A 25,162-nucleotide genomic window follows, 5' to 3' on the forward strand; every position below is an offset into this window, starting at 1 on the left:
CCCCACCCCCCACAACTGGCCACGCCCCAGAGCCAATCAAACCAATCCGTACTAAGCGGGCTATAGCACTCTCGACACAGATACACACACCCTCTTACCTTGGGTTTTTCCAAAACTTTGCAATAGACAGCTTGGTTCACTATTGTTTGTAAGCAACGTTTTGAACAATCTCAAAAACCGCAAGGAAGTATCTGAAATGACCACCAAGTACGACAACAGCAACGCCGCCAACTGGGGCCTGTCCACTCGCGCTATTCACGCCGGCTTCGCTCCGGACGCACAGACCTCCGCGCGCAACCTGCCGATTTACAACACCTCCTCCTACGTCTTCGATTCCGCTGAGCACGCTGCCAACCGCTTCAACCTCTCGGATGCAGGCCCGATTTACTCCCGCCTGACCAACCCGACTGTGGATGCCGTCGAGCAGCGCATCGCCAGCCTCGAGGGCGGCGTCGCTGCCGTACTGTTCTCCTCCGGCCAGGCAGCTGAGACCGCTGCTGTCCTCACCCTGGCTCGTGCAGGCGACCACTTCGTCGTTTCGCCACGCCTCTACGGCGGTACTGAGACCCTGTTCAAGGTCACCCTGCCGCGCCTTGGCATCGACTGCACTTTCGTCGAGAACCCGGATGACCCGGAGTCCTGGCAGGCAGCAGTTCAGGACAACACCGTCGGTTTCTACGGTGAGTCCATTGCCAACCCGCAGATCGATGTCCTCGATATCCCGGCCATCGCCGAGGTTGCACACCGCAACAACGTTCCGCTGATTGTCGACAACACGGTTCCGACCCCGGCCCTGCTGCGCCCGCTCGAGCACGGTGCTGACGTCGTGGTTTCCTCCACCACCAAGTTCCTGACTGGTAACGGCTCCTCCCTTGGCGGTGTCATCGTCGACGGTGGCAAGTTCGACTGGACTCAGACCCGCAACGGCCGTTCCATCTTCCCGAACTTCACCGAGGCCGACGAGGCTTACCACGGCCTGAAGTTCGCCGACCTGGGCGCCCCGGCCTTCGCACTGCGTGCTCGCGCTGGCATTCTCCGCGACACCGGCGCTGCCCCGGCTCCGTTCAACGCCTGGGTTCTGGCTCAGGGCCTCGACACCCTGGCTCTGCGCATCGAGCGCCACAATGAGAACGCCAAGGCTGTCGCTGAGTTCCTCGAGAACCACCCGCTGGTCGCCAAGGTCAACTACGCCGGCCTGCCGAGCTCCCCGTGGTACGAGACGCTGAACAAGCTGGGCCTTTCCGGCGCCAGCGGCGTACTCTCCTTCGACCTGAAGGATGCCGACACCGCCAAGGCTTGGAAGTTTATTGACGCTCTGAAGCTGCACTCCAACGTCGCCAACATCGGCGACGTCCGCTCGCTGGTTGTCCACCCGGCCACCACCACCCACTCCCAGTCCGATGAGGAGGGTCTGACCCGCGCCGGCATTTCCCAGGCCACCGTTCGCCTCTCTGTCGGTATCGAGAACATCGATGACATCATCGCCGATCTCGAGGGCGGCTTCGCAGCACTCGCGTAGACCGTTTGTACACAGACACAGAACGGACTAAGTAGTCTATAAGGCATGAGCTTTTCCCCATCTACCCCGGCCGCCCTCCCACCCGAGGGCGAGCCGGGGCGTGTCTTTATCGGCGATGTCACAACCGAGGCTGGCGCGGTCATCCCCGACGTCACTGTCGAGTTCGAACGCTGGGGTCGGCTTAACGACGACTGCTCGAATGTCATCCTCCTCGAGCACGCTCTAACCGGCGACGCCCACGCTTCCGGCCCCTCGGATGAGTACCACCCGACTGCGGGTTGGTGGAACGGGATGATCGGCTCTGCCCGCGCACTAGATACCGACGAGTACTGCATTATCTGCACCAACGTCATCGGTGGCTGTCGCGGTACAACCGGCCCTTCCAGCCCACATCCGGACGACGGCAAGCCCTGGGGCTCTCGCTTTCCCGCTATCTCCGTGCGCGACACGGTGACGGTGGAGCACCTTGCGCTGCAGGAACTGGGAATTTCCCGCCTCCAAGCTGTCATTGGCGGCTCCTTGGGTGGGGCCCGCGCGCTTGAGTGGTCACTGATGCACCCTGATTTCGTCGGCAAGGCATTGGTGATGTGTGTCGGCGCACGTGCGTCTGCTTGGCAGATTGGTATTCAGTCTGCGCAGATTCAATTCATTGAGTCCGATCCCGATTGGCATGGCGGCGACTACTACGACCGCGGTGTGACTCCGGCTCGAGGTCTGGGTTTTGCACGCAGGGTCGCGCATTTGACGTACCGTGGCGAGCTGGAGATGGATGATCGCTTTGGCGCGGCAGCGCAGCCCGGTGAGGATCCGCTGGGCGCGATGCGCACGGAAGATCGCTTCCAGGTAGAAAGCTACTTGGATCACCAAGCGGAGAAGCTTGCCCAGCGTTTCGATGCAGGCTCGTATGTCGTGCTCACCGATACCTTGAATCGGCACAATATTGGCCGTGATCGCGGTGGCCTCAATGAAGCGCTGCACTCGTCAACCGTGCCGACCATGGTTGCCGGTGTGGACACGGACATTCTCTACCCCTTCCACCAGCAGGAGCACCTCGCCCGCAATCTGGGCAACTGCTTGGGGCTAGAAAAGATTGAATCCGCCGTGGGGCACGACGGATTCTTGACGGAGTTCGAACGAGTGGATTCGATTGTGCGTAATTTCCTCGCTCGCGATGTCAGTTAATGTCAGCTAGCTTCCCAGCGCATCCACGCTGACTGCAAGGAATACGATTCCCATCCCGATTATGGAGCAAAACCAAAGGTCAAAGGCCCGGGATCGCACAGAGAACACACCTAGAATGCTGTCCGGCAGGTACTGCCTAGCCACACCGAGCAGCATCATTGTGCTTCCCAGCATGAATGTGGCGCGTCGCCACCGCTCCAGCCCCAGAAACACAACGAAGGCGGACATGCCGAAAAAGAGCGCGCCGTAAATCGTATACTGCACCCACATTGGCCACGATGCCCCCGGCGGCGGGGTCTTCGGGCTGTGCGGGTTCAGCATTGGATCCGGCAGGTCTTCCCGCCGGGCACGCTGCGCAATTTCCCTTTTCGACACGAGTTGTTCCTCCTGGCTGGCTAGGCCAGGCCAGCGAGCTTTTCAGCGCGCTCGACGACATTGCGTACGAGGAAAGCGCGAGTCAGTGGGCCGACACCACCTGGGTTCGGGGATACGTAACCGGCAATGTCCCAGACGTCATCGGCAACGTCACCGGCCAGCTTGCCGTCGACACGCGAAACTCCCACGTCGAGTACAGCAGCGCCAGGCTTGACCATGTCTGCAGTAAGCATATGAGCGACACCAGCGGCTGCGATGATGACATCAGCCTGACGGGTTTCAGCGGCCAAGTCCTTGGTGCCGGTGTGGCACAGCGTCACGGTGGAGTTCTCGCTGCGGCGAGTGAGCATCAAGCCGATTGGGCGACCAACGGTGACACCGCGGCCGATAACAACAACCTTGGCACCGTTGAGCTCGACGCCGAAGCGTCGCAGCAGGTGGATACAGCCGTTTGGGGTACACGGCAGTGGTGCTGGCTCGTTGAGGACCAGCTTGCCCAGGTTTACCGGGTGGAGGCCATCGGCGTCTTTCTCCGGATCGATGAGCCCCAGAATACGGTTTTCATCCAGGTGCTTCGGCAGTGGCAACTGAACAATGTAGCCTGTGCACTCCGGGCTTTCATTCAGCTCGGTGATTACTGCCTCAAGTTCTTCCTGCGTGGTGTCAGCCGGAAGGTCACGGCGGATAGAGGCGATACCAATCTGCTCACAGTCGCGATGCTTCATCTTGACGTAAGAGTGGCTGCCCGGATCATCACCAACCAACACGGTGGCCAGCCCCGGGGTGTAGCCGGCTTCCTTCAAACGCTCAACGCGCTTTTCCAGGTCTTCAAAGATTTCGTCTCGGTAGAGTTTGCCATCAAGCTTTGTCGCTGCCATGGCATTTATCTTAGGCACAGGAGCGAATAATGCCCAGAAACGCCCCGTAACCGCCCTCGCCTTGGCCCTATTTACCGCCCACAAAGCCCTGCTGACGCCAGACTTCATAAGCAGCCACTGCTGCGGCGTTGGAAAGGTTCATGCTGCGACGAGCTGGCAGCATCGGAATTCGGATTAATTGTGTAATTCGCGGATCATCGAGCACTGACTGTTCCAACCCGGTTGGCTCTGGACCAAAGAGCAGTACATCGGTGTTCGTGTACTCAATATCTGTGTGCCACGTGTCAGCGTGTGCGGTAAAGGCAAAGATGCGGCACCCTTGGCTGGCAAAGGCCTCCAACGCTTGATCGATGGAATCGTGAATACGCACATCGGCCAGGTCATGGTAATCCAGCCCGGCGCGACGCAGATTCTTGTCATCGAAGTTGAACCCCAATGGCTTGGCCAGATGCAGCATAGCTCCAGAGCCCGCACACATGCGGATAGCGTTTCCGGTGTTCGGCGGGATGACAGGCCGGTCAAAAAGCACGTGGCAGGTGTGGCTCGTAATCCAGTCTGTGGAGTTGGTTGGCTCGGCGTTCGTTGGCTCGGTCGTGGCGCTATTCATTTCTTCCGTCAGTTCTTTTCCGCTGTTTCTTTTACTGCTCGTTGTTGGTTTCTGCTGCCGCTGTCGTGGCAGGCGCCGCATCGCACACACCGTGCTCGGTGAAAAACGCGATGATGGTCTCACCGATTAGCGCTCGGCTCCTCGGCTTCGAGAACTTATGGCCCTCTCCCTCGACCACTAGAAAATCGGTGGGCACGCCGTATGCGTCCATGGCGTTGCGCATCTGACCGGACTCTCGCGGAGGCACGTTGGTATCCCACTCGCCGTGGATAAAGAGAGTTGGAACCTTCATTTCCTCCGCACGGTGCAGCGGCGAGATATCGCGCAGAAGCTCAGCATCCTGGTACGGGTAGCCGTATCGGGGGAACGCGGCCTGCGCCAACCAGGGCTCGGTGGATTGGTAGTAGGTTTCAAAACTTGTCATTCCGCAGGCATCGACGATGGCCGCAAACTGATCCGGATACCATGCCGAGGCCAACAACGACATGAAGCCACCGTAGGATCGCCCGCCCAGAGCAATGCGTTCTGGGTCCGCCAACCCGGCATCAACGAGGAAGGCACGCGCCGCTGCGATATCCGCAATAGCGGCAAAGCGTCCATAGCGGTCACCTGCGTGCTCGAATGACCTACCGGACCCCGAGGAACCGCGCACGTTAGGAGTGAACACCACGAAGCCCGCCTCCACAATGCTGGCTAGAACATCGTGGTGGATGGGTTTCGCCTGCAGCTCTGGTCCGCCGTGGATGTGGATAAAAGCCGGCGGTAGTGCGTTTCCGGAAACGTCATTAGAACTATTGCGCACCGACTCCGGAAGGTAGAGCCAACCAGACAGTTCCAACCCATCGCGGGAGACAAAGTAGACCAGCTCTGGGGCCGGCATAGTCTCCAGATTCTTCTCTTCCAGAGCCAAAATCCGTTCGGTGCGATCCATGTCCAATGGCTCAATGACACCACCGATATTGCGCAGAATCTCCACCGTTGGCGCAAGGCCTGGCCCTTCTACTGTCAGGGAGATCAGCTCACCGTCACCGGAGATTGACAGCTCACGCGCAACCATGCCCGGCAATTCCACATTGCGGCGCACCATCACCCGCATGTCGTCAGTCTGCGGGTGAAGGCCAAGGGTAAGCACCTCAAGCGTGCTGACCCCACCGCTGTTCCACAGCACAGCCGCAGTGGAGGAATCCTCACTGATGACAAATTCTTCGACGTCTTGATCCGGATTGCCAATGAACTCCTCGACATCAACTTCGATGCCGATCTTCATATCCAAAATCTCCGCTGCGGTCGATTCCGCTGTGCGCGGCTCAGTAGTGCTGATACCGCTATCGGGAGTAATACCCAGGCGCAGGATGCGACGCTGTTCCGCGCCATGATCTGAGAGTACGAATGCGGTCAGCTTCTCCTGCCCCGGATGCGCCAATAAGACACCGGCATCTGTGGTGGAGCCGGGATCGGACGGCAACAGCGGCTGCCACTGCTGCCCCGGCCCGACCAGCAGTAGCTCACGGTGGCCTCGCGGCCCCACCCGCACGAGGCCAAACCCGCCTTCAGCCGCTACCAGCTGGCTGTCAGTGCGTTTATCAATGACCTCATACTTTGAGTCCGTCGGGTTGACCAAACGCGCATAGTTAATGCCCTGGGCATCGACCGCGTTCATCGCTAGGAGATCGTTATCCCATTCCACCAGTGTGGCGCGCATATCCGCATCCATACGCAGGGGGCGGGCACCGTCGACCTCCGGATCGGTGGATACCAGCCAGGTCTGCAGTCGCTCCGTACCGTACGGAGAGACCTCGCAGGCGATCCACTTTCCATCCGGGGAGTGCAGCACCCTGGTAACCGGGCCTTCCACCGGCAGTTTCACGGGGCGCTCCGCCCCTAGCCCCTCCGGAGTAATCTCCTGCTGTACCGCATGCGGGTAGCCGCTATCGCGGACAATAAAGGCGATTGCACTCCCATCCGGTGCTAACGAGGATTCATAGGTCTGGCGCATGACAATCCATTCTAGTAGTCAGCGAAAATCTCTACTTCGACCTGCCACCACTGGCCGCCCCAGTGCCTCGGACATATCCACCAGACGATCGGCCACGATTGTCACCGCACCAGAGGCTGTCTGCGCGATACCGCGCACCACCATCGCCCGCGAATTCACCGCTACCGGCCGAAATCGATTCCACAGCCCCGGCGTACACAGCACATTCACCAGCCCAGTTTCGTCCTCCATTCCCAAAAATGTCACTCCGCCAGCGGTCCCCGGACGTTGCCTATGCGTCACGACTCCCGCCACTTCTACTCGTGTTCCATCGGGCACTGTTTTCAGTTCCGCCGCAGGCACCACTCCACGTTCCTGCAGGTCTGCCCGCAACGCGGCCACCGGGTACTGCCCCGGGGTCACTCCCGTTGCCGTCAAATCGGCAGCTGCCAGCTCAAACTCCGTCATGCCGGGCAACGCAGGTGCGTCGGCAAGCGTGAGCCCCGGCAGCATGCCCTCACTTTCCGTCGCCGCCACGCCCGCCGCCCACAGTGCTTGACGACGGTCAATCCCCAGCGACCCAAGTGCTCCTGCGCGCGCCAGTGCTTCCATGTGCCCAACACCCAGCCGAGCTCTGCGGGCGACATCTGCTGCGTTGACAAATGGCCGCGCTGCGACGATACGTTCCGCCACGTCATTGCCCACACCGGCAATGGCGCCGAGCCCCAAACGAATACGCCCATCGATGACGCGGGCTTCCACGCCTGAAACCGCGATATCCGGACCATCGCAGCCGATACCGTGCCGGCGGGCATCGGCAATCAACGACTGCGGAGAGTAAAACCCCATGGGCTGAGCACGGAGCAATGCGACACAGAACTCCGCCGGATAGTGGTACTTAAACCAAGCCGAGAAATACACCAAGGAGGCAAACGACTGCGCGTGTGATTCCGGGAAACCGTAGGCGGCAAAGGCCACTATCTTGTTCCACAGTTGTTCCCCAATATCCGCATCAATGCCACTGGTGCGCTCCAGCCCAGCCAGAAAACGGGCATGAAGCGCTTCCATTTTGGCCACTGAGCGCTTCGACCCCATAGCGCGACGCAGCGAGTCCGCTTCCGCCCCACTGAAACCCGCCGCATCGACGGCCATTTGCATCAGCTGCTCTTGAAATAGCGGGATGCCCAGTGTCTTCCCGAGGGACTTCTCCAGCACTGGATGCTCATAGGTCACTGGTTCGAGTCCATTTCGGCGGCGAATGTAGGGGTGCACGCTACCGCCTTGAATGGGGCCTGGGCGAATGAGTGCCACCTCCACCACCAGATCAAAGAACTCCCTCGGCTTCAGTCGGGGCAAGGTGGCCAGCTGCGCGCGCGATTCCACCTGAAACACGCCCACCGCGTCCGCGCGTGCCAACATCTCATAGACCCCCGGCTCGGCGACATCTATTTCCCACAGGTTCACTCGGCGCCCATGCTGTTCATAGACCAAGTCAATGCAATGGTGGATGGCCTCCAGCATTCCGAGGCCAAGCAGGTCGAATTTCACCAGTCCCGCTGCCGCACAGTCATCCTTATCCCACTGCACTACCGAACGACCTTCCATGCGTGCCCATTCCACTGGCACGACATCCGCAATCGGCCGATCACAAATCACCATTCCGCCAGAGTGAATGCCTAAATGACGAGGCTGCCCACGAAGATGCTCCGCCAGTTGCTGCACCGGCTCCGGCGGGCACACCTCCCGGTCTCTGACCCACGCATCGATAACGCCCGGCGAGTACCCCAACACCCGCGCCGCATCGCGCAATGCACCGCGCCGCCGGTAGGTAATGACATTGGCCACCTGCGCGGCATTGTCACGACCATACTTTTCATAGACGTATTGGATGACCTCTTCCCTACGGCCAGACTCGATATCTACATCGATATCCGGTGGCCCATCCCGTTCTGGCGACAAAAACCTCTCAAACAACAGCCCGGCACTAATGGGGTCAACATTGGTGATCCCCAGCGCAAAACACACCACCGAGTTAGCGGCCGAACCGCGGCCCTGTGCCAGAATTCCCGCCCGGCGACAGAACTCACAGATGTCATGCACGATGAGGAAGTAGCCCGGAAAACCCAGCTCTCGAATCACAGTCAGCTCATTCTCTAACTGCGCCCACGCCCGCGCTTGCACGGAGCTATCCCCAGCTCCATCGACCGGACCATACCGCCGCCGTGCCCCTGCACGAGCAATTTCCCGCAACCATGAGTCCTCATCGTGACCAGCAGGAACCTCCCAGCGAGGCAACTCAGGCGCAATGAGATCAAGCGTAAAAGCACACTCACCTGCAATGTCCTGTGTTGCCTGCAGTACCTGCGCCCCCAGATACCGTGTTGCCGCCGATAGCTCCTCCCACGAACGCAACCAAGCTCCGCCTGCGGGCTCCAGCCGTGACTCGAACCCGTCTAGGTCCTCCCGCACAGCAAGGGCCTGCTTCGCCCCGGCCAACCGGCTTGCCGCAGGCGAGGCCGCCGTCGCAGCAGAGGAAACCACCTCTCGCAGGCCATACTTCACAGCTGCGGCCGAAATCGCCTCCGCGTCATCGGCCACCTGTGCGGTGGGGCTCAGGCGGTGCTCGAGCGCCACGTTCTCCGCACCGAAGGCCGCAATGAGCTCTTCCAAGTCGCCGACCCAGCTGACGTCGGCAAGCACCTGCCAGAAACCACCTGCGGCCTCCCCTAACTCTGGCAGCGAGGGATAGCGGACGACGGACTTCTCCCCTGCCGACATATGCGCATCACACAGCGTGTGGCTCAGGCGCCGATAGCCCTCGGGCCCCCGCCCCAGCACTGTGAGGGGCCGCTGCGGAAGCCCCAGCTCCGCGCCGATGATTGTGGCGATACCAGCCTCCGCTGCAGCCTCGGCAAAACGAGCGATTCCATAGAAACCATCGCGATCTGCGAGCCCCAACACGTTTAACCCCAAACGCGCAGCCTCGGACACCAATTCTTCCGGATCCGATGCGCCATGCAGGAATGAATAGCTCGAACGACAGTGCAATTCCGCCTTAATATCCGCAGGCGAAAATGACACGCCACCTCCGCCACTAACACCGCTTTCCGGAGCTTCAAAAGCCCCAACGATGGAATCTGACAGCTGCCCCCGCCAGCCATTGAAGCTGCCATTAGGCTGTAGTTTTCCTGAAAATTTACCCGATAGAATACGCTCAATCCGCGACCAGCTCAGTGGCCGACCGGACTGCTCCGACTGTCCGTCCGAGATGTTTTCCATGCCATGAACATTAACCCACCCTACGGACTGCATTCAAACGTATTTTCGATTAGTATGTGCATTAAGCGCCACCCCCGGGACGCATCCGTAAGTCACACCTCAGCCACGTTCGACTGTTTAGGCTGAAGTTGAATTTTCAGCACTACCTGGGCAAGTGCTAGCCTTAACCCCAGAATTAAAGACAGCTTGGTCTAGTTCTGCCTTAAAACTTCAGCTAACAAATCCCATTAAATAAGGAGACCCCTCGATGAACCTCAAGCGTTTTTCCGCCGGTGTACTTACTGTCGCGTTCGCCGCAACCGGCCTTACCGCCTGTGGCAGCTCGGATGATGCCATTCGCATCGGCACCACGGATGCCGGCAAGAAGGCCTGGACCGTTTTCGAGCAGAAGGCTTCCGAACAGGGCATCGATCTGGATGTTCAGTCCTTCTCCGACTACCAGACCCCGAACCGCGCACTCGATGAGGGCCAGCTCGACGTCAATCTCTTCCAGCACATCAAGTTCTTGGCTGAGTACAACGCCGGCGCTAAGTCGGACCTGACTCCGATTGGCTCGAGCGAAATTGTCCCGCTGGCTCTGTTCTGGAAGGACCACAAGTCGGTTGATGAGCTGAAGAAGGGCACCGAGGTCGTCATCCCGAACGACCCGTCCAACCAGGGCCGCGCTATTAACGTGCTGGTTCAGGCTGGCCTGCTGAAGCTGAAGCAGGATGACCTGCTGACCCCGTCCCCTGCTGACATCGATAAGGAAGCTTCCAAGGTCACGGTTCTGCCGGTGGATGCCGCTCAGACTCCGGCCGCCTACGGCGAGGGTAAGCCCGCCATTATCAATAACTCCTTCCTGGACCGCGCCGGCATCGACCCGAACACCGCCATCTTCCAGGATGACCCGAACTCCACGGAGGCAGAGCCGTACATCAACGTCTTTGTCACCAAGGCTGAAAATGCTGACAACCCGAAGTACGCGGAGCTCTCCAAGATCTGGCACTCCAAGGAGGTCCAGGACGCAGTCGCTGAGGACTCCAAGGGCACCTCGGTTCCGGTTGACCGTTCGGCTAAGGAGCTGCAGGACATTCTGGATCGCGTCGAAGAGCAGCAGCGCGAGCAGAACTAACGCCACTGCCACCTAAGCACCGCCCAACACCAGGGAACACAGACCAAGGGGCACTGATTCACTCGTGACCAACAAGGGAACGAAGCTCGAATTCCGCGAGCTGAACAAGCAATTCGGCGACGTCACCGCGCTCGCCGACATCAACCTAACCGTTGAACCCGGCGAAATCCTCGGCGTCATCGGTTATTCCGGCGCTGGTAAATCAACGCTCATCCGTATGATTAACGGCCTGGAAAAGCCAACCTCCGGGCAGGTTTTGCTAGATGACACCGACATCGTCGGCATCTCCGAGCGCCAGCTACGGGGCTTGCGCCGCAATATCGGCATGATTTTCCAGCACTTCAACCTCTTCCATTCGCGCAACGCGATTCGCAACGTTGAATACCCGCTGGAACTGGCCGGTATGCCGAAGGCTAAGCGCCGCGCTCGCGCCCAGGAGCTGCTGGAGTTCGTCGGTCTCGGCGACAAGGCGGAGTCCTTCCCCGAGCAGCTCTCGGGTGGGCAGAAGCAGCGTGTCGGCATCGCCCGTGCGCTCGCCACCGAACCGACGCTCTTGCTTGCCGACGAAGCCACCTCGGCACTCGACCCGGAAACTACTTCCGGCGTCCTGGATCTGCTGCGTCGCATCAATCGCGAAATGGGTGTCACTATCGTGCTGATTACCCATGATATGTCGGTTGTACGCGGTATCGCTGACCGCATGGCCATCATGGAAAATGGTCACATCGTCGAAACCGGTACGGTCCACGAGGTTTTTGCCAACCCCAAGACTGAGGTTGGCCGCCGCTTCGCCACCACCGCACTGCGCGATGTTCCAATTGGTCGTGAACGCGATTCGGTGAATCAGTCTGCCGAGAGCGCAGCAGCTCGCCTGGTCACCATCACTATCAATGACGGTGTTGACCTCGGTGCCCTGGCACAGGCCACTAGTGCCCACGGTGTCGCCGCCTCGGTGGCACACGGCGCGGTCGCCAATGTGCAGGCGAAGTCCTACGGCCGCCTTACTTTGCGGTTGACTCCGCTGACAGGTAATTCCGCCTCGGATTCCTCTGATTTCGATGCCGCCATTGCTGCTATTTCCGAACTGACACAGGTAGAGGAGCTTGCATCATGATCGGTCTCTTAAACTCTCTGCCATCGGTGAGTGGCAAGGACACCAACTGGGATAGCCTCGGCCCGATGCTGGGCGAGGCATTCGGCCAGACGCTCTACATGGTCTGTGTCGCCATGCTGATTGGCGGTGTCGCAGGTCTAGCAATCGGCGTGCTGCTCTACACCACCCGCGATGGTGGCGTACTGCGCAACAAGTTTGTCTACCAGGTCCTCAATGTCCTGATTAACTTTGTTCGACCAATCCCGTTCATCATCCTGGTTACGGCCATCGGCCCACTGACAAAGAACGTGGTCGGCACCACGATCGGCACCGAAGCCGCAGTGTTCGTCATGTCGATTGCCGCCACCTTCGCCATCGCGCGCCTGGTGGAGCAGAACTTGATGTCCATCGACCCCGGCGTGATTGAGGCCGCCCGTGCGATGGGCGCAAGTCCGTGGCGCATCATCCGGACGGTCGTCGTGCCGGAGGCACTGGGCCCGCTGGTACTGGGCTACACCTTCGCATTCATCGCCGTGGTCGACATGTCAGCTATGGCCGGCTACATCGGCGGTGGCGGACTGGGCAACTTCGCAATCACCTACGGTTACCAGGCATTCGACTGGAACGTCACCCTGGTGACAACCCTGGTCATCATCTTCATCGTCCAGTTGGCGCAGATCTTCGGCAACTGGCTCTCCAAGAAGATTATGCGCAGGTAGCCGCGCACATTAGCTAGCCACTAGCTAGCGGCGGGTTACCTCGACCGCAGCCCAGCCCTTCTTTGGCCCTGGAGCATCACCGCAGGAAGACACAACGCCTTCCGTGGTGATTTTCTCCAGGGCCACTTCATATTCCACGACCTTGTCGCGGTCGCTGGGGCCGTCGTAAAGCGCGACGACTGCAGTCGTGCCGTCGACGTCAACGCGTGCGACATCGTCTACGCCCCACGCATCTGCTTGACGACGCACAGCCAACTCGGCCGCCTGCCCCTGCGGGGTGTAGATACCACGGCCGCGACAGCCCTCTGCATGCACGATGCCCTGCTGAGCGTCTTCGATGACCCCCTTGGCATCCACCGCACTCAGACGTCCAAAGCTGTAATTCCATGGCAACAGCACGCTGGCCGGCGCAAAGCGGTGCCCCTTAGAGTGCGAGGTTTCCCACACAACCTCTGGGTAGAGATTGTGCATCGCAGCAGCGAGCGGGCGACCTTTAATCGCACAGCAACGATCGCGCTTACCGTGCGTACAGATGAGAAACAGTGGATGGTCCAGACGAGTGGCCCCCTCGGTGGGCTGGCCAGGGCGGATATCCAGAGTCATCAGGTCTTCAACATCGGCAACCATGCGATGTTCGAGAAAAACCTCAGAGCCATCCACTGATTCACAATGCGCGATATAGACGTTAACGCCATCACACGGCTGCTGGCCGATTCGGCCTGGCTTTCGAATCAGCTGCAACGCGCCGCCGCGTTCAGACAACCAGGCCTCTACCTGACCGGTGATCTCTGCTCCCCATACCCCGCCGTCAAAAATATCGTGCGACCAACCGAGTTGGTGCTCCAACGCAATAAAGAGCTTTCCGGTCTTCGCAGTACCGGGAAGCGGCTCAGTCATCTGAGCGGAACAGGTGGTATCAAATTTGGCCTGGCTCATACGCCTAAGCGTAATTGAGTGCCCCCTGCGATTGGGTCTTAGGTCGCAGCGTTCACCCCTGTTTTGTTACTGTTGTGCAACACTTTGACAACAAATACTTCTGACCTCGACTTTTGTAGTTCAGCTTGTTGAAATTCCGTAACTGCGCACATACCGTCAGACGTATGAATACGAAATCGCTGGATGTTTCGCGCACCCGTACCCGTATCGCGGCATCCCTGTGCCTCGCATTGGGCCTGGCTCTCGGCGCTTGCTCCTCTGACTCATCCCCAGACTCGGCTGCTGCAGTGTCTATGAAGACTGACTCAACCGCTGGCACCTCCGATTTGTCAAGCAGCTCTAGCAGCTCCACTAGCTCATCTGCGGCGGCGCAAACCACCATGGATGACGATGCTGCTCCGGAGGGCGATTTCAATAGTTCCTCCTCAGAAGCTGCCCCTTCCGATGGCGCTTACTTGGGTATTGAAGATGTCCGTGTCGGTTCCCACGACGGTTACGACCGCATTGTCTTTGAACTCACGGGCGAGGGCACTCCGGGATATTTCGTCCGTTACGAGGATGTGCCGACCCAACAGGGCTCCGGCAAACCGATTTCGGTCGACGGCACAGCCAAGCTGGTAATCGACTTGCGGGGCATGGGTTACCCCTTTGATTTCCAGATGGAGGACTTCCCCTCTGACCCGGTCAAGCCGACATCGACGTCCGTTATTAAGGAAGTCGTTGGCGCCGGCACCTTCGAGGGACAGACTCAATATGTCGTCGGGCTCAAGGGAGATAAGACCCCATTCAAGGTTTTCTCGTTGAGCAATCCGAACCGCCTGGTTATTGACTTCCAATCGAAGTAATCGGGTTGCCCACCCCGGCGCCGGCCCCTCGCTAAGCCTCTACGCGTAAGCACCCTCGATTCTCCATACGCCGGCATGCCCTATGAGCAACCAGGCGGCGATGGTACCGTCATACGCTACCGCACGGATTTGTAGTCTTGCCGCTCGACGAGCCTCATCGGGCGCCCACCAGCGCTCATCAATCGGCCAGGGCCCAGCCCACGATGACACGCGGTACGTTGTCACTCCATGCCGCACCAGAGATGGTTCCGCCGTCATGGTCGCTCGCCCAGTTACGCCCACGGTCTGCCCATTGGCATCGAGCACTTCCACCTCAGCATTAGCAGTCGCGGGAATAGTTGCCGGATTGGGGGCAAGAACAGCTCCCGGCCACGGCTGATTATTTTCCGCGGTTTTTGTGTTTTTGGGGTTTTCTCCGAACGCGACAAATCCCACTCTTTCCCCTGGGCCACGCCCGCCCTGCATGATTGGTTGCTGTACTGCCTCTGACCCCAGTAACCCCTGCACACGCTCGGCAGCCCGGCGCGCTTTGGCTCGCGCATCATCACTACCGTGCCACAGATCCTGCTTTACGGTCCCGGCGGCGACCACATCCAGTGGCTCTAACTGCAGCTCTACAATTCCGCGGCTGTCATCTCCATCATTTTCCTCAGCGCCGTCAACAGTTCCAGCAACAGTGCCGCTGTCCCCTCGTGGCTGCTGCCGATTCCTGTTATTCAGCCAGCCATCGAGCTGCCACCGAACCCTGTCAGCCGTAGTCTGTTCTGCCAGTGGCTCAGTGCAGCGCCATACTCTGCGCACCTCTGAGCCGTCACTAAATTGCGCCACTACCGCTAAGCGGTAACACGAATACCCATGGTTAAAAAGTTTTTCATGCAGTTGCCCAGCTAGAAAGCGCGCGACGAATGAGGCCTCATCCACTCTCCGGAGTGGACTCTCCCAAGACTGGTAACTCACAGCCAGTCCGGGCGGCAAAGATCGCGGCGCCACCAACCGCACTTCCCCACGGCAGGCCAAATCGTGCCATCTAGCCCCCTGCGCCCCAAACCTGTTGGCTATATCCCGCTTCGGTAACGCAGCGACATCCCCCAATGTGCGCAGGCCGAGTTCCTGCCACGACTTCGCAAGCTCTGCGGGCATCTCCAGTGCACTTTCCGCCCTCAGCTCCACCAGAGAGATTCCCTGCCGAAATCTTTTGCCTTCATCTTCCCCGGGAGCTACCAGCACTCCCCTGCGCGCTGCCAAAATAGCTGTCACAATATCGTCCGCGAGCCCCAAGCTGCAGTCCACGCCCGGTACCGCAGCGGCATCAAGCAGCTTTTCCAAGGCCACATCCTGGCCGCCGTAATAACGCATTACCCCTCGCGCTGCCACAACCGCCAAGCCTGGCCGTAGAGCTTCGACCCCAGCTGCCACCGCCTCCAACCGTTGCAGCACGGACTCGAATTCCGCAGCGTCGCGCACCGCACTTTCCTCGACAATCTCCAGCTCCGGGCACAACGCTTCCGCATGGCGACGGCTTTGCCCGCGCCGTACCCCTGCACGGCGCGCACTCGGAGAACAAGCAGCTACTCCGCTATCACCCACGATCGCAACTGGACTGAGCGGATTAGCCTGCGACGTCACAGATGCTAGATGCGCTGCCTGCACTGGCCAATCAGGAAGCCAGAGCGCCACCACACGATTCGATTCCGCCGCTGCCATTAGGACCTCCTCTGTGCGGGAAACGCGACCACATTGTTCTGTTCCACCTGTTCCCCCACCCGCCAACGGCACTGCCTCCGCGGAAACCGCGTCCCCGACACACTGACTTGGTAATCCACTGCCCGAATCCGGCCATAACCAGTACCAAGCCCGGAAACACCAGAAACAGAGCTGGAAATTTCCGCAGCAGCGCCCGGCCACTGCTGCCCGACAAAAACCAGAGCACAACCACTCGTGCGCAGTCGTGCCTGCAGCGGACGTGCCTGCGACGGCGGCGGAGTGCGCGCCAACGAAGCCACCACCAAGTCAACGCCGTCCGCCAACAGCCCAATTACTTCAAGTGGCTGCATCCCAGGATCTGGCACACAGACGATATTCGATAGCTTCCCGCCCAACTCCACCACGGAGAGCAACCCCTGTTCAGCGAGTCCAACTAGCGCAACATGCCCTGTCTTCGTGACTTCCGCGATTAGGCCTGCCAATACTGCACCGGGCTGTTCAATGACACTGACAGCCCCTTTTCGCACTGCTCCCGCCAACGTATTTTCCAACGCCTCCGGCACCGGCAGAGCCTCACCGAGCCCAAAGGTTGCACCAGTTGCAGTCCCACCAGACTGGGCTGCCATCGCCTGCCGCAATGCCGCAATAGTCTGTTCCTTAGACTGCCCCGCAGCAATATTGACCGCCGTTGTCACTTCTTGTTCCACCTCATCCCGCTGCTATCCCACTGCCATCTCACTGCCCTGCCCACCACGAACACTGCTCGAATATTCTTTCCCAGCAAGCGGATTAAACACTACCCTAAATAGAACGTACGTTCGATATTAATGTGCGAAGAAAAGCGCCGCACACCACCGCGCGACGCTCTAACCTCAGCCGAGTACTACATTTCGTACTACTTAGGCCTTCACATCCAGAACTACATCGAATTCGAGCAAATCAGCCGACGACGACACCGGCTTGCGCTTTTCGCCCTCATGCGAAGCCTTGAAGGCACGGCCCTCACGCCACCCCTGGTAGGCCTCCTCACTCTCCCACTCGGTAAAGACGAAGTAGCGGCTCTCTCCTGCAGTCGGACGCAGCAGTTGGAAACCAATGAAACCCGGCACATCGGTCATCTTTGAAGAGTTAGCGGAAAAGCGACGTTCGAGCTCTTCTCCCGCACCCTCAGGAACGGTAATAGCGTTAATTTTTACAATGCTCATGGTCATAACACTAGCCACACAACTCTCAACAATCTATAGTTCCATCGCTACTAAAATTAAGAAGTATGACAGATTCCAGCCGGCACCAACACTCTTCAGGCTCTTACCAAGACGGGGCCGAACGCACGACAAAATTTATCAATAGTCCCGTGCGCCTGGGGACGGCAATTGGCGTCACCACCGCAGTGATCGCACTGCTCGCATTGCTTAAAGCCCACATCATCGGCTCCATTGGCTGGTGGATCATGATAGCGCTTTTACTGGTACTCATCGGCACCACACTTTTCGTGCGCCAGGCAAAAACACCCACCAAAGAAACTCGGCCCTCCTACTTCGCAGAGCCGATGCGTGAGTCACCAAACGACATCTCGTGGAATAGCAGTATAAGCGTGCTGCTCATCTTCCCCGGAGCATGGATCATTGCCGCCGTCGCCGAACGAATTTCCTCTACACCGGTCGCCTGCATAATGACCCTAGTTCTGTCCGCCATCACCGCTACCTGCGCAATCCTGCCGCGGCAATTCGGATTCCTCCCTCTCGCCGCGCATCTTCCTGACAATTTCGCCCAGCGCTGCCCCTACCCCGCCGACTCACCAGAGGCCCGCATCCTCACAGTCCTCTTCATCGCACGTCTACGCGACGGCTACGTCTTCTTCACCGACCAGCTCCCCTATTTCGCCATGCTTGACGACGATACCGTGAGCGCAGCTCTCCACACCCTAGCCGCCGATAAGCGCATCACCATCGCCAAGAACAATTCGGCCCTGACGGAAAAGGGCCGTGCCCGCGAGTTTGCACAACTCACAGACACGGCCCTTGCCAACTAGTGGCTTACTCCCACTCAATGGTTCCCGGTGGCTTGGAAGTCACATCCAGGACCACGCGGTTGACCTCAGGCACCTCGTTGGTGATACGAGTGGAGATTTTCTCCAAAGTGTCGTACGGAACGCGGGTCCAGTCAGCGGTCATCGCATCCTCAGAGGAAACCGGGCGCAGCACGATTGGGTGGCCATAAGTACGACCATCACCCTGGACACCAACCGAGCGGACGTCGGCAAGCAGGACGACCGGGCACTGCCAGACAACCTCGTCCATACCTGCGGCCGTCATTTCCTCGCGTGCAATGGCGTCGGCGCGACGGAGGGTATCCAGACGCTCCTCATCGACAGCGCCGATGATGCGGATACCAAGACCCGGGCCCGGGAACGGCTGGCGAGCGACGATTTCTTCCGGCAGCCCCAGTTCGCGGCCGACCGCACGGACCTCGTCCTTGAACAGCAGGCGCAGCGGCTCAACGAGGGTGAACTCAACGTCATCCGGCAGACCGCCGACGTTGTGGTGGCTCTTAATGTTGGCGGTACCAGAACCGCCACCGGACTCAACCACATCCGGGTACAGGGTGCCCTGGACCAGGAAGTCCACGGTCTCGCCCTCCGGAGCGCCCTCCAGCGCCTGTGCGACAGCGCGCTCGAAGGAGCGGATGAACTCACGGCCGATGGTCTTACGTTTGGTCTCCGGATCGGTGATACCAGCCAGAGCATCCAGGAAGACCTTGGAATCGTCGACGGTAATCAGCTTCGCACCAGTTGCGGCAACGAAATCCTTCTCAACCTGCTCGCGCTCACCCTGACGCAGCAGCCCATGGTCGACGAAGACACAGGTCAGACGGTCACCAATAGCGCGTTGCACAAGCGCGGCGGCAACTGCGGAGTCAACGCCGCCAGACAGACCGCAAATTGCGCGACCGGTCTCACCGACCTGATTACGGACCTGCTCAATCAGCTCTTCCGCGATGTTAGCGGCAGTCCAGTCCGGCTCCAGGCCAGCAATCTCATACAGGAACTTCTCCAGAACCTGCTGACCATACGGCGAGTGGTTGACCTCCGGGTGGTACTGCACACCGGCCATGCGCTTTTCCAAGCACTCGAAAGCCGCTACCGGAGCACCCTTGGTGGACGCCGTAACGGTGAAGCCCTCCGGTGCCTTAGACACCGCGTCACCGTGGCTCATCCACACCTCGTGTGTCTCCGGCACACCAGTGTGAGCGACACCGCCACCGTCGACGACGTTCAGCTGCGTGCGGCCGTACTCACGGTCACCGGTAGCAGCAATCGTGCCGCCGAGCACCTCAGTCATCGCCTGGAAGCCGTAGCAAATACCAAACACCGGAATGCCCAGCTCAAGCCACTCTGGGTTGAGCTTCGGGGCACCTTCGGCGTAGGCACTGGACGGGCCGCCGGACAGCACCAGCGCGGCCGGGTTCTTGGCCTTAATTTCTTCGGTCGTCGCATCATGCGAGACCACTTCGGAATAAATTTTTGCCTCGCGCACACGTCGCGCGATGAGCTGCGCATACTGCGCACCGAAGTCCACGACGAGGACGGGCTTAGTCACCTGTTCAGACACGCCCTAAAGCTTATCAAGACTTACGGACTGCAGGCATACCCAGGTTCAGTGCAGCCGGAGCATCTTCCGGCACAGCCGGGTTCACCGGAGCAATCGGATCCAGGCGCACGTAGGACTCACCCTGCGCCGGACGCTGATCTTCCTCACCCTTATTCGGCCACAGCGACGTTGCACGCTCCGCATTCGCGGAAATCGACAGTGACGGGTTCACTCCCGGGTTGGCTGCCATCGCCGAACCGTCGTGAATCGAGAGCGTCGGGTAACCCCACACACGCAAGTACGGATCAACGACGCCGTTTTCAGGCGAATCCGAAATCGTCGCACCGCCAATGAAGTGAGCTGTCAAAGGAATATTTGCCAACTCACCGATAGTGCCCCCAGCCAGCACACGACCATTCCGACCACGTGCACTGAGCTTGTCCGCCGCACGTTGCGTAGCTTCGTTACCCGACGGAATCCACGTCGGATTCGGCTCCCCCTCGCCCTGCTTACTCATCAGGAAACGCACCGGCCCAATCTTCTGCAGGTACGTCGTAATCGAGTTGTCGCGATTCTGCATCACCAGAGAAATCACGGTGCGCTGCGACCACTTACGCAGATTCACGAGCTGCGTCAGGTAGTTAGGATGCTTTACGACGGTTCCCACAGCCTGCAACCATCGCGGAGTCCGACGACCTCCTTCGGTCATAATCATCTGCAGCATTGCGATGGCATTAGAACCCTTGCCATAGCGCACTGGCTCGATATGGGTGTCCTCGTCTGGGAAGAATGACGAAGTGATGGCTACACCGTTAGAAAAGTCATTTTCCGGATCCACCTTCGTACCCATCGCGCCCAAAATAGCCTCGGAGTTGGTGCGGGTCAGCTTGCCCAAAGATTTCGGTAGCAGCGGCAAGTGCCCATCGGCCTGCTGGCGATGCAGCAAATTCTGGGTGCCCCATGCACCGGCGGCGAGAATGACGCGCTTAGCGCTAAACTGCTGCTTGCCCTTAGCTACCCAACGGCCAGTGCGCTCAGTGTCAATAACCCAGGAGCCATCAGCCTGAGGATGCAGGCCGGTAACGGTAGTGCGGTCAAAGACCTGCGCACCAAACTTCTCCGCCAAGTAGAGGTAGTTCTTAACCAGGGTGTTCTTGGCATTGTGACGGCAACCAGTCATACACTCACCACATTCCGTACAAGCAGTACGGTCCGGGCCAATCCCCCCGAAGTAAGGATCGGAAACTGTTTGCCCTGGCGCACCCTGTCCACCTGTCTTGGCGCCAAAGAACACACCCACCGGAGTCGAGCGGAAAGTATGGCCCACTCCCATATCTTCGGCTACCTCACGCATGACGACGTCGGCAGGCGTGTCGGATGGGTTGGTGACCACCCCGAGCATGCGAGATGCATTGTCATAGTGCGGAGTGAGTTCTGACTCCCAGTCGGTAATGTGCCCCCACTGACGGTGCTGGAAGTATTCAGTACCCGGCTTATACAGAGTGTTTGCGTAGTTAAGAGAACCACCGCCGACGCCGGCACCAGCGAGAATCATGACATCTTTCAACATGTGCACACGCTGGACACCAAAGAGTCTCAGCTTAGGAGCCCACAGGTACTTGTGAAGCCGCCAGCTGGTCTTGGCAAAGTCTTTATCTTCGAACCGTCGACCAGCTTCGAGAACTGCCACTCGGTAGCCCTTTTCAGTCAACCGCAAAGCAGAAACAGAACCACCGAAACCGGAACCGACGATTACAACATCGAAATCGCGTTGTTTACTCATGGGAAAAGCCACCTTCTCTAAGGGCGTAACGCTAATGCGCGGAACTCATGTTCCTAACCCTAAGCGGAGGTGGCTTTTCAGTAAGGTAGTTTTGCGAAAAAACTATCCGATTACTTTAATTAAAAACCCTTTGGACGTACCGACAGCTCAACGCGGTGGAAGGACTTCAGGTTGGTAAAGCCGCATTTGGCCATTGCGCGACGCAGGCCACCGGCGAGATTGCGGTCACCGAACGGCGAAGCGGAAGGGCCAAACAGAGCCTCTTCCAGGCTGACCAATTCCTTCTCATCGTCGACGACCGGCCACACCGCACCGCGCGGGTACTTCGGGTGTGCCGCAACAGACGGCCAGGCGTAGCCCTGCCCCGGAGCTTCGTGGACGGTTGCCAGCACACTGGACAGTGCCACAGCATCCGCACCGCAGGCGATTGCCTTGGCAATGTCACCGACGGTATCAATGCCGCCATCGGCAATGATGTGGACGTAGCGCCCCTCGGTCTCATCGAGGTAGTCCTTACGGGCAGCTGCAGCATCCGCAATAGCGGTAGCCATTGGCACATCGATACCGAGCGCATCCGGAGACGTCGTAAAGCCCGTACCGACAATCACACCAGCGGCACCTGAACGCATCAGATGCAGCGCAGTCTGGTAGTCGACAACGCCACCGGCGATAACTGGAACGTCCAGGCTGCCGATGAAGTCCTTGAGGTTTAGTGGTTCACCCTGAGCCGTGACATGCTCTGCGGAAATCAGCGTGCCCTGGATAACCAACAAGTCGATGCCGGCCTTGATAGCCAGCGGAGCCAGCTCACGGGCATGCTGCGGGGAGACACGAACTGCAGTGATCGCGCCGGTTGCGCGAATCTCCTTGATGCGCTCAACCAACAGGTCAGTATCAATTGGAGCAGAGTGCAGTTCCTGCAGCTTGCGGTTCACTGCCTCGGATTCACGCTTGGTGGCGGCATTCTTTGCCAACTCCACCAGCTCGGCGATCTTGTCCTGCGCATCGGCGTGACGGGCCCAGATACCCTCGGCGTTGAGAACCGCCAAACCGCCCAGGCGAGCAAACTCAGCGACGGATTCCGGGCTGGCGATGGCATCTGTCGGATGCATCATCATCGGGAGTTCGAAATCGTAGGCATCAATTCGCCAGGAGGTATCGACGTCCTTGGACGACCGGGTACGCCGAGTGGGAACGAGTGCAATATCGTCCAACTCGTAGGTCCGGCGTGCCTCGCGGCCAATACCGATTTCAACGATGTCGCGCATGAGCTTTCCTCACATGCCCTTTCCGTGGAATTTAACTCGACTAAGCCAGTTTAGCGCTGGTAGTAGTTCGGCGCTTCGACAGTCATCTGGATATCGTGCGGGTGCGACTCGCGCAGGCCTGCAGCGGTGATCTGGACGAACTGTGCGTCGTGCAGCTGCTCGACGGTAGCGGAACCGGTGTAGCCCATAGCTGCACGCAGACCACCGACCAGCTGGTGAACGATGGAGTCGATGCTGCCGCGGAACGGAACACGCCCCTCAATGCCTTCCGGAACCAGCTTCTCTTCGCTCTTGACATCAGCCTGGAAGTAGCGGTCCTTGGAGTAGGAGCGCTTCTCACCGGTCAGGCCGCGGCCCTGCATGGCCCCCAGCGAGCCCATGCCACGGTACATCTTGTACTGCTTGCCGTTGACGAAGGTGACCTCACCCGGAGCCTCAGCGGTACCGGCCAGCATCGAACCGAGCATGACGGAGGATGCCCCGGCTGCCAGAGCCTTGGCGATGTCGCCGGAGAACTGCATACCGCCATCGGCGATAATCGGAACGCCAGCCTTCTTAGCTGCGACAGAGGCTTCCATGATGGCGGTGATCTGCGGGGCGCCCACACCTGCGACAACGCGAGTGGTGCAAATCGAGCCTGGGCCGATACCGACCTTGATGGCATCTGCACCCGCGTCAATCATGGCCTGTGCAGCGCCACGGGTAGCCAGGTTGCCGCCGATAATCTGGATGTTCTCGCCGAATTCCTTCTTAACGCGGGAGACCATCTCAAGTACACCTGAGTTGTGGGCGTGAGCGGTATCAACAACGAGCACGTCTACGCCTGCGTCAGCCAATGCGTGCGCGCGCTTCCAGGAGTCCTCGCCGGTACCGATGCCAGCACCGACCAGCAGACGGCCGGAACCATCCTTGGAAGCATTCGGGTACTGATCTTTCTTGACGAAGTCCTTGACGGTAATCAGACCAGTCAGGCGGCCTTCGCCATCGACGATCGGCAGCTTCTCCACCTTGTGAGCGCGCAGCAGGTTCAGCGCCGCATCGCCAGACACACCCTGCTCAGCCACGACCAGCGGCATCGGGGTCATGATTTCGGAAACCTTGCGGTTCAGGTCTGCCTCAAAACGCATGTCGCGGTTGGTGCAGATACCGACCAGCTTGCCGTCCTTGTCGACGACCGGCAGGCCCGAGATGCGGTAACGAGCGCACTTGGCATCTACTTCGGCGATGGTGTCATCCGGGGAACAGGTCACCGGGTCGGACACCATGCCAGCCTCAGAGCGCTTCACAATCTCGACCTGCTGCGCCTGCTCCTCAATGGACAGGTTGCGGTGCAGGATACCCATACCGCCCTGGCGGGCCATAGCAACAGCCATGCGGGCCTCGGTGACGGTGTCCATAGCAGCGGACACAACCGGAATGTTCAGACGCAGCTCACGAGTGAGCTGCGTCGAAGTATCAACGCCGGAGGGGATAACGTCCGAAGCATCCGGCAGCAGCAGGACGTCATCGAATGTAAGGCCGACTAGTGGAATCTTGTTGGGATTGTCTCCGCCGAGGCTAATTCCCGTGGGGTTGGTCATGGACTCCTCCTGCTCCACCCTTGCCGACATCCGGCCAGGGGCGCTATCGCTTCGTGGTTGCCAAACGTTATATACAGGGTAGTCCTTCAGTGATGAAACGCGACAATTAGGCGGAGCGACAGGTGCCCGACAAGGGTTAGCCGAAAGCTAGCTGAGGGTTATTCCAAGGTGAACTAAACCCCAACTAAGTGCATCGCCAATCGACAGGATTGCCGTACAGAGCTGTTACGGTAGTGGTTGTGAACCACAACTTTTTCTCATCCATGCCGCGGGATCCGTTCGAAGGAGATCCCAATGACCCGGCAAGCTTTCTCGAGCCGGATGAGCCGTTTGCTCCACTGACAGACCAGGAACGTCGAGAGGTTCTTGAAGATCTGGCCGCAGTTCGCCTATTCCGTACCGCTTTGAGCCCAGAGGGATTACTGGGCGTCTGTATGTTGTGTGAGGACTGCGGTGACGAGCACTTTTATAACTGGGAGGTTTTGGAAAACCACTACCTGATGCTCCTGTCTGGCCAGGCATCCCCGGTTCACGAGCCACAATTCGATCCAGACCCCTCCCGTTACGCCCCATGGGACTACTGCGCAGGCTTTGTCGACGGTTTGCGTTCTCGCCGACCTGGCCGTTTCTAAAAATTTGGTAAGAGTTTGACGGAATTGTTTGCGTAGTATCCCGGCTGGTCTCCTTAGGTTTACCAACCGTTCATTGTTGGCCT

Annotated in this window: 21 protein-coding genes; 8 read left to right on the top strand and 13 right to left on the bottom strand. The window is 59.2% G+C overall.

The window, feature by feature from the left end; all coding sequences use genetic code 11:
• Positions 1 to 196: 196 nt before the first annotated feature.
• Together HMPREF2820_RS07005 and HMPREF2820_RS07010 are read left to right on the top strand one after the other, a co-directional pair.
• A complete protein-coding gene (locus HMPREF2820_RS07005) occupies positions 197 to 1,519 on the top strand; it encodes an O-acetylhomoserine/O-acetylserine sulfhydrylase (protein WP_048731554.1) in 1,323 nt (440 codons plus the stop codon).
• Between the two features lie 45 nt (positions 1,520 to 1,564).
• A complete protein-coding gene (locus tag HMPREF2820_RS07010; protein ID WP_016422137.1) occupies positions 1,565 to 2,701 on the top strand; it encodes a homoserine O-acetyltransferase MetX in 1,137 nt (378 codons plus the stop codon).
• A 6-nt stretch (positions 2,702 to 2,707) separates the two neighbouring features.
• Here the strand turns inward: HMPREF2820_RS07010 and HMPREF2820_RS07015 are convergent, their stop codons facing one another.
• The 5 genes from HMPREF2820_RS07015 to HMPREF2820_RS07035 all read right to left on the bottom strand — a co-directional run bounded on the left by HMPREF2820_RS07015 (position 2,708) and on the right by HMPREF2820_RS07035 (position 9,815).
• Entirely contained in the window at positions 2,708 to 3,076 is a 369-nt protein-coding gene (locus HMPREF2820_RS07015) for a DUF3017 domain-containing protein (protein ID WP_005510063.1), read from the bottom strand.
• A gap of 20 nt (positions 3,077 to 3,096) precedes the next feature.
• Positions 3,097 to 3,954 (bottom strand): bifunctional methylenetetrahydrofolate dehydrogenase/methenyltetrahydrofolate cyclohydrolase, encoded by an 858-nt coding sequence (locus HMPREF2820_RS07020; RefSeq protein WP_005510041.1) that lies wholly within the window; start codon positions 3,952 to 3,954, stop codon positions 3,097 to 3,099.
• Positions 3,955 to 4,021: 67 nt separating this feature from the next.
• The gene (locus tag HMPREF2820_RS07025) at positions 4,022 to 4,561 is read right to left on the bottom strand and encodes a tRNA (cytidine(34)-2'-O)-methyltransferase (protein WP_070603507.1); all 540 of its coding nucleotides are present in this window, start codon (positions 4,559 to 4,561) and stop codon (positions 4,022 to 4,024) included.
• 31 nt (positions 4,562 to 4,592) lie between these two features.
• Complete coding sequence (locus tag HMPREF2820_RS07030) at positions 4,593 to 6,557, bottom strand: alpha/beta hydrolase family protein (protein ID WP_070603508.1); 1,965 nt, start codon at positions 6,555 to 6,557, stop codon at positions 4,593 to 4,595.
• 18 nt (positions 6,558 to 6,575) lie between these two features.
• Complete coding sequence (locus HMPREF2820_RS07035) at positions 6,576 to 9,815, bottom strand: error-prone DNA polymerase (RefSeq protein ID WP_070603656.1); 3,240 nt, start codon at positions 9,813 to 9,815, stop codon at positions 6,576 to 6,578.
• 247 nt (positions 9,816 to 10,062) lie between these two features.
• Here HMPREF2820_RS07035 and HMPREF2820_RS07040 point away from each other — a divergent pair, with 247 nt between their 5' ends.
• The 3 genes from HMPREF2820_RS07040 (at position 10,063) to HMPREF2820_RS07050 (ending at position 12,741) form a co-directional block, all read left to right on the top strand.
• Entirely contained in the window at positions 10,063 to 10,929 is an 867-nt protein-coding gene (locus tag HMPREF2820_RS07040) for a MetQ/NlpA family ABC transporter substrate-binding protein (protein ID WP_049193263.1), read from the top strand.
• Between the two features lie 64 nt (positions 10,930 to 10,993).
• Positions 10,994 to 12,043: a methionine ABC transporter ATP-binding protein gene (locus tag HMPREF2820_RS07045; protein WP_049190340.1), complete on the top strand. Its 1,050-nt coding sequence runs from the start codon at positions 10,994 to 10,996 to the stop codon at positions 12,041 to 12,043.
• Between the two features lie 65 nt (positions 12,044 to 12,108).
• On the top strand, positions 12,109 to 12,741 hold the full coding sequence (locus HMPREF2820_RS07050; protein WP_224433327.1) for a methionine ABC transporter permease: 633 nt from the start codon (positions 12,109 to 12,111) through the stop codon (positions 12,739 to 12,741).
• A gap of 24 nt (positions 12,742 to 12,765) precedes the next feature.
• On the opposite strand, the gene HMPREF2820_RS07055 is transcribed toward HMPREF2820_RS07050, so the two are convergent.
• Positions 12,766 to 13,677: a sucrase ferredoxin gene (locus HMPREF2820_RS07055; protein WP_070603509.1), complete on the bottom strand. Its 912-nt coding sequence runs from the start codon at positions 13,675 to 13,677 to the stop codon at positions 12,766 to 12,768.
• Between the two features lie 164 nt (positions 13,678 to 13,841).
• Here HMPREF2820_RS07055 and HMPREF2820_RS07060 point away from each other — a divergent pair, with 164 nt between their 5' ends.
• On the top strand, positions 13,842 to 14,522 hold the full coding sequence (locus HMPREF2820_RS07060) for an AMIN-like domain-containing (lipo)protein (RefSeq protein WP_070603510.1): 681 nt from the start codon (positions 13,842 to 13,844) through the stop codon (positions 14,520 to 14,522).
• A 39-nt stretch (positions 14,523 to 14,561) separates the two neighbouring features.
• Here HMPREF2820_RS07060 and HMPREF2820_RS07065 read toward each other — a convergent pair whose 3' ends face one another.
• From HMPREF2820_RS07065 to HMPREF2820_RS07075, 3 genes are all read right to left on the bottom strand, one after another.
• On the bottom strand, positions 14,562 to 16,226 hold the full coding sequence (locus HMPREF2820_RS07065; protein WP_070603511.1) for a Y-family DNA polymerase: 1,665 nt from the start codon (positions 16,224 to 16,226) through the stop codon (positions 14,562 to 14,564).
• Positions 16,226 to 16,921: a hypothetical protein gene (locus HMPREF2820_RS07070; protein ID WP_070603657.1), complete on the bottom strand. Its 696-nt coding sequence runs from the start codon at positions 16,919 to 16,921 to the stop codon at positions 16,226 to 16,228. Before HMPREF2820_RS07070 ends, HMPREF2820_RS07065 begins: the two co-directional genes overlap by 1 nt.
• A gap of 204 nt (positions 16,922 to 17,125) precedes the next feature.
• The gene (locus HMPREF2820_RS07075) at positions 17,126 to 17,431 is read right to left on the bottom strand and encodes an antibiotic biosynthesis monooxygenase family protein (protein ID WP_038629377.1); all 306 of its coding nucleotides are present in this window, start codon (positions 17,429 to 17,431) and stop codon (positions 17,126 to 17,128) included.
• Between the two features lie 65 nt (positions 17,432 to 17,496).
• On the opposite strand from HMPREF2820_RS07075, the gene HMPREF2820_RS07080 reads away from it, so the two are divergent.
• Complete coding sequence (locus tag HMPREF2820_RS07080) at positions 17,497 to 18,258, top strand: hypothetical protein (RefSeq protein ID WP_016422123.1); 762 nt, start codon at positions 17,497 to 17,499, stop codon at positions 18,256 to 18,258.
• A gap of 4 nt (positions 18,259 to 18,262) precedes the next feature.
• Here the strand turns inward: HMPREF2820_RS07080 and guaA are convergent, their stop codons facing one another.
• The 4 genes from guaA to guaB form a co-directional block, all read right to left on the bottom strand.
• Positions 18,263 to 19,837 (bottom strand): glutamine-hydrolyzing GMP synthase, encoded by a 1,575-nt coding sequence (guaA, locus tag HMPREF2820_RS07085; RefSeq protein ID WP_042388426.1) that lies wholly within the window; start codon positions 19,835 to 19,837, stop codon positions 18,263 to 18,265.
• Positions 19,838 to 19,850: 13 nt separating this feature from the next.
• Positions 19,851 to 21,599, bottom strand: coding sequence for an FAD-dependent oxidoreductase (locus HMPREF2820_RS07090; RefSeq protein WP_070603512.1), 1,749 nt, complete (start codon positions 21,597 to 21,599; stop codon positions 19,851 to 19,853).
• Positions 21,600 to 21,718: 119 nt separating this feature from the next.
• A complete protein-coding gene (locus HMPREF2820_RS07095; RefSeq protein WP_016422120.1) occupies positions 21,719 to 22,867 on the bottom strand; it encodes a GuaB3 family IMP dehydrogenase-related protein in 1,149 nt (382 codons plus the stop codon).
• Between the two features lie 50 nt (positions 22,868 to 22,917).
• The gene (gene guaB, locus HMPREF2820_RS07100) at positions 22,918 to 24,447 is read right to left on the bottom strand and encodes an IMP dehydrogenase (RefSeq protein WP_016422119.1); all 1,530 of its coding nucleotides are present in this window, start codon (positions 24,445 to 24,447) and stop codon (positions 22,918 to 22,920) included.
• 263 nt (positions 24,448 to 24,710) lie between these two features.
• Here guaB and HMPREF2820_RS07105 point away from each other — a divergent pair, with 263 nt between their 5' ends.
• A complete protein-coding gene (locus HMPREF2820_RS07105; protein WP_038629374.1) occupies positions 24,711 to 25,079 on the top strand; it encodes a DUF5319 domain-containing protein in 369 nt (122 codons plus the stop codon).
• Positions 25,080 to 25,162 lie beyond the last annotated feature (83 nt).

The sequence above is a fragment of the Corynebacterium sp. HMSC064E08 genome (assembly GCF_001811805.1).
Classification (GTDB): Bacteria; Actinomycetota; Actinomycetes; order Mycobacteriales; family Mycobacteriaceae; genus Corynebacterium; species Corynebacterium jeikeium_D.

What these genes read in the sequence shown, in the direction of transcription:
- HMPREF2820_RS07005 (WP_048731554.1), top strand. Translation starts at nt 197, where the DNA reads ATGACCACCAAGTACGACAACAGCAACGCCGCCAACTGGGGCCTGTCC.
- HMPREF2820_RS07010 (WP_016422137.1), top strand. Translation starts at nt 1,565, where the DNA reads ATGAGCTTTTCCCCATCTACCCCGGCCGCCCTCCCACCCGAGGGCGAG.
- HMPREF2820_RS07020 (WP_005510041.1), bottom strand. Translation starts at nt 3,954, where the DNA reads ATGGCAGCGACAAAGCTTGATGGCAAACTCTACCGAGACGAAATCTTT.
- HMPREF2820_RS07025 (WP_070603507.1), bottom strand. Translation starts at nt 4,561, where the DNA reads ATGAATAGCGCCACGACCGAGCCAACGAACGCCGAGCCAACCAACTCC.
- HMPREF2820_RS07030 (WP_070603508.1), bottom strand. Translation starts at nt 6,557, where the DNA reads ATGCGCCAGACCTATGAATCCTCGTTAGCACCGGATGGGAGTGCAATC.
- HMPREF2820_RS07035 (WP_070603656.1), bottom strand. Translation starts at nt 9,815, where the DNA reads ATGGAAAACATCTCGGACGGACAGTCGGAGCAGTCCGGTCGGCCACTG.
- HMPREF2820_RS07040 (WP_049193263.1), top strand. Translation starts at nt 10,063, where the DNA reads ATGAACCTCAAGCGTTTTTCCGCCGGTGTACTTACTGTCGCGTTCGCC.
- HMPREF2820_RS07050 (WP_224433327.1), top strand. Translation starts at nt 12,109, where the DNA reads ATGCTGGGCGAGGCATTCGGCCAGACGCTCTACATGGTCTGTGTCGCC.
- HMPREF2820_RS07055 (WP_070603509.1), bottom strand. Translation starts at nt 13,677, where the DNA reads ATGAGCCAGGCCAAATTTGATACCACCTGTTCCGCTCAGATGACTGAG.
- HMPREF2820_RS07060 (WP_070603510.1), top strand. Translation starts at nt 13,842, where the DNA reads ATGAATACGAAATCGCTGGATGTTTCGCGCACCCGTACCCGTATCGCG.
- HMPREF2820_RS07065 (WP_070603511.1), bottom strand. Translation starts at nt 16,226, where the DNA reads ATGGCAGCGGCGGAATCGAATCGTGTGGTGGCGCTCTGGCTTCCTGAT.
- HMPREF2820_RS07075 (WP_038629377.1), bottom strand. Translation starts at nt 17,431, where the DNA reads ATGAGCATTGTAAAAATTAACGCTATTACCGTTCCTGAGGGTGCGGGA.
- HMPREF2820_RS07080 (WP_016422123.1), top strand. Translation starts at nt 17,497, where the DNA reads ATGACAGATTCCAGCCGGCACCAACACTCTTCAGGCTCTTACCAAGAC.
- HMPREF2820_RS07090 (WP_070603512.1), bottom strand. Translation starts at nt 21,599, where the DNA reads ATGAGTAAACAACGCGATTTCGATGTTGTAATCGTCGGTTCCGGTTTC.
- HMPREF2820_RS07095 (WP_016422120.1), bottom strand. Translation starts at nt 22,867, where the DNA reads ATGCGCGACATCGTTGAAATCGGTATTGGCCGCGAGGCACGCCGGACC.
- guaB (WP_016422119.1), bottom strand. Translation starts at nt 24,447, where the DNA reads ATGACCAACCCCACGGGAATTAGCCTCGGCGGAGACAATCCCAACAAG.
- HMPREF2820_RS07105 (WP_038629374.1), top strand. Translation starts at nt 24,711, where the DNA reads ATGCCGCGGGATCCGTTCGAAGGAGATCCCAATGACCCGGCAAGCTTT.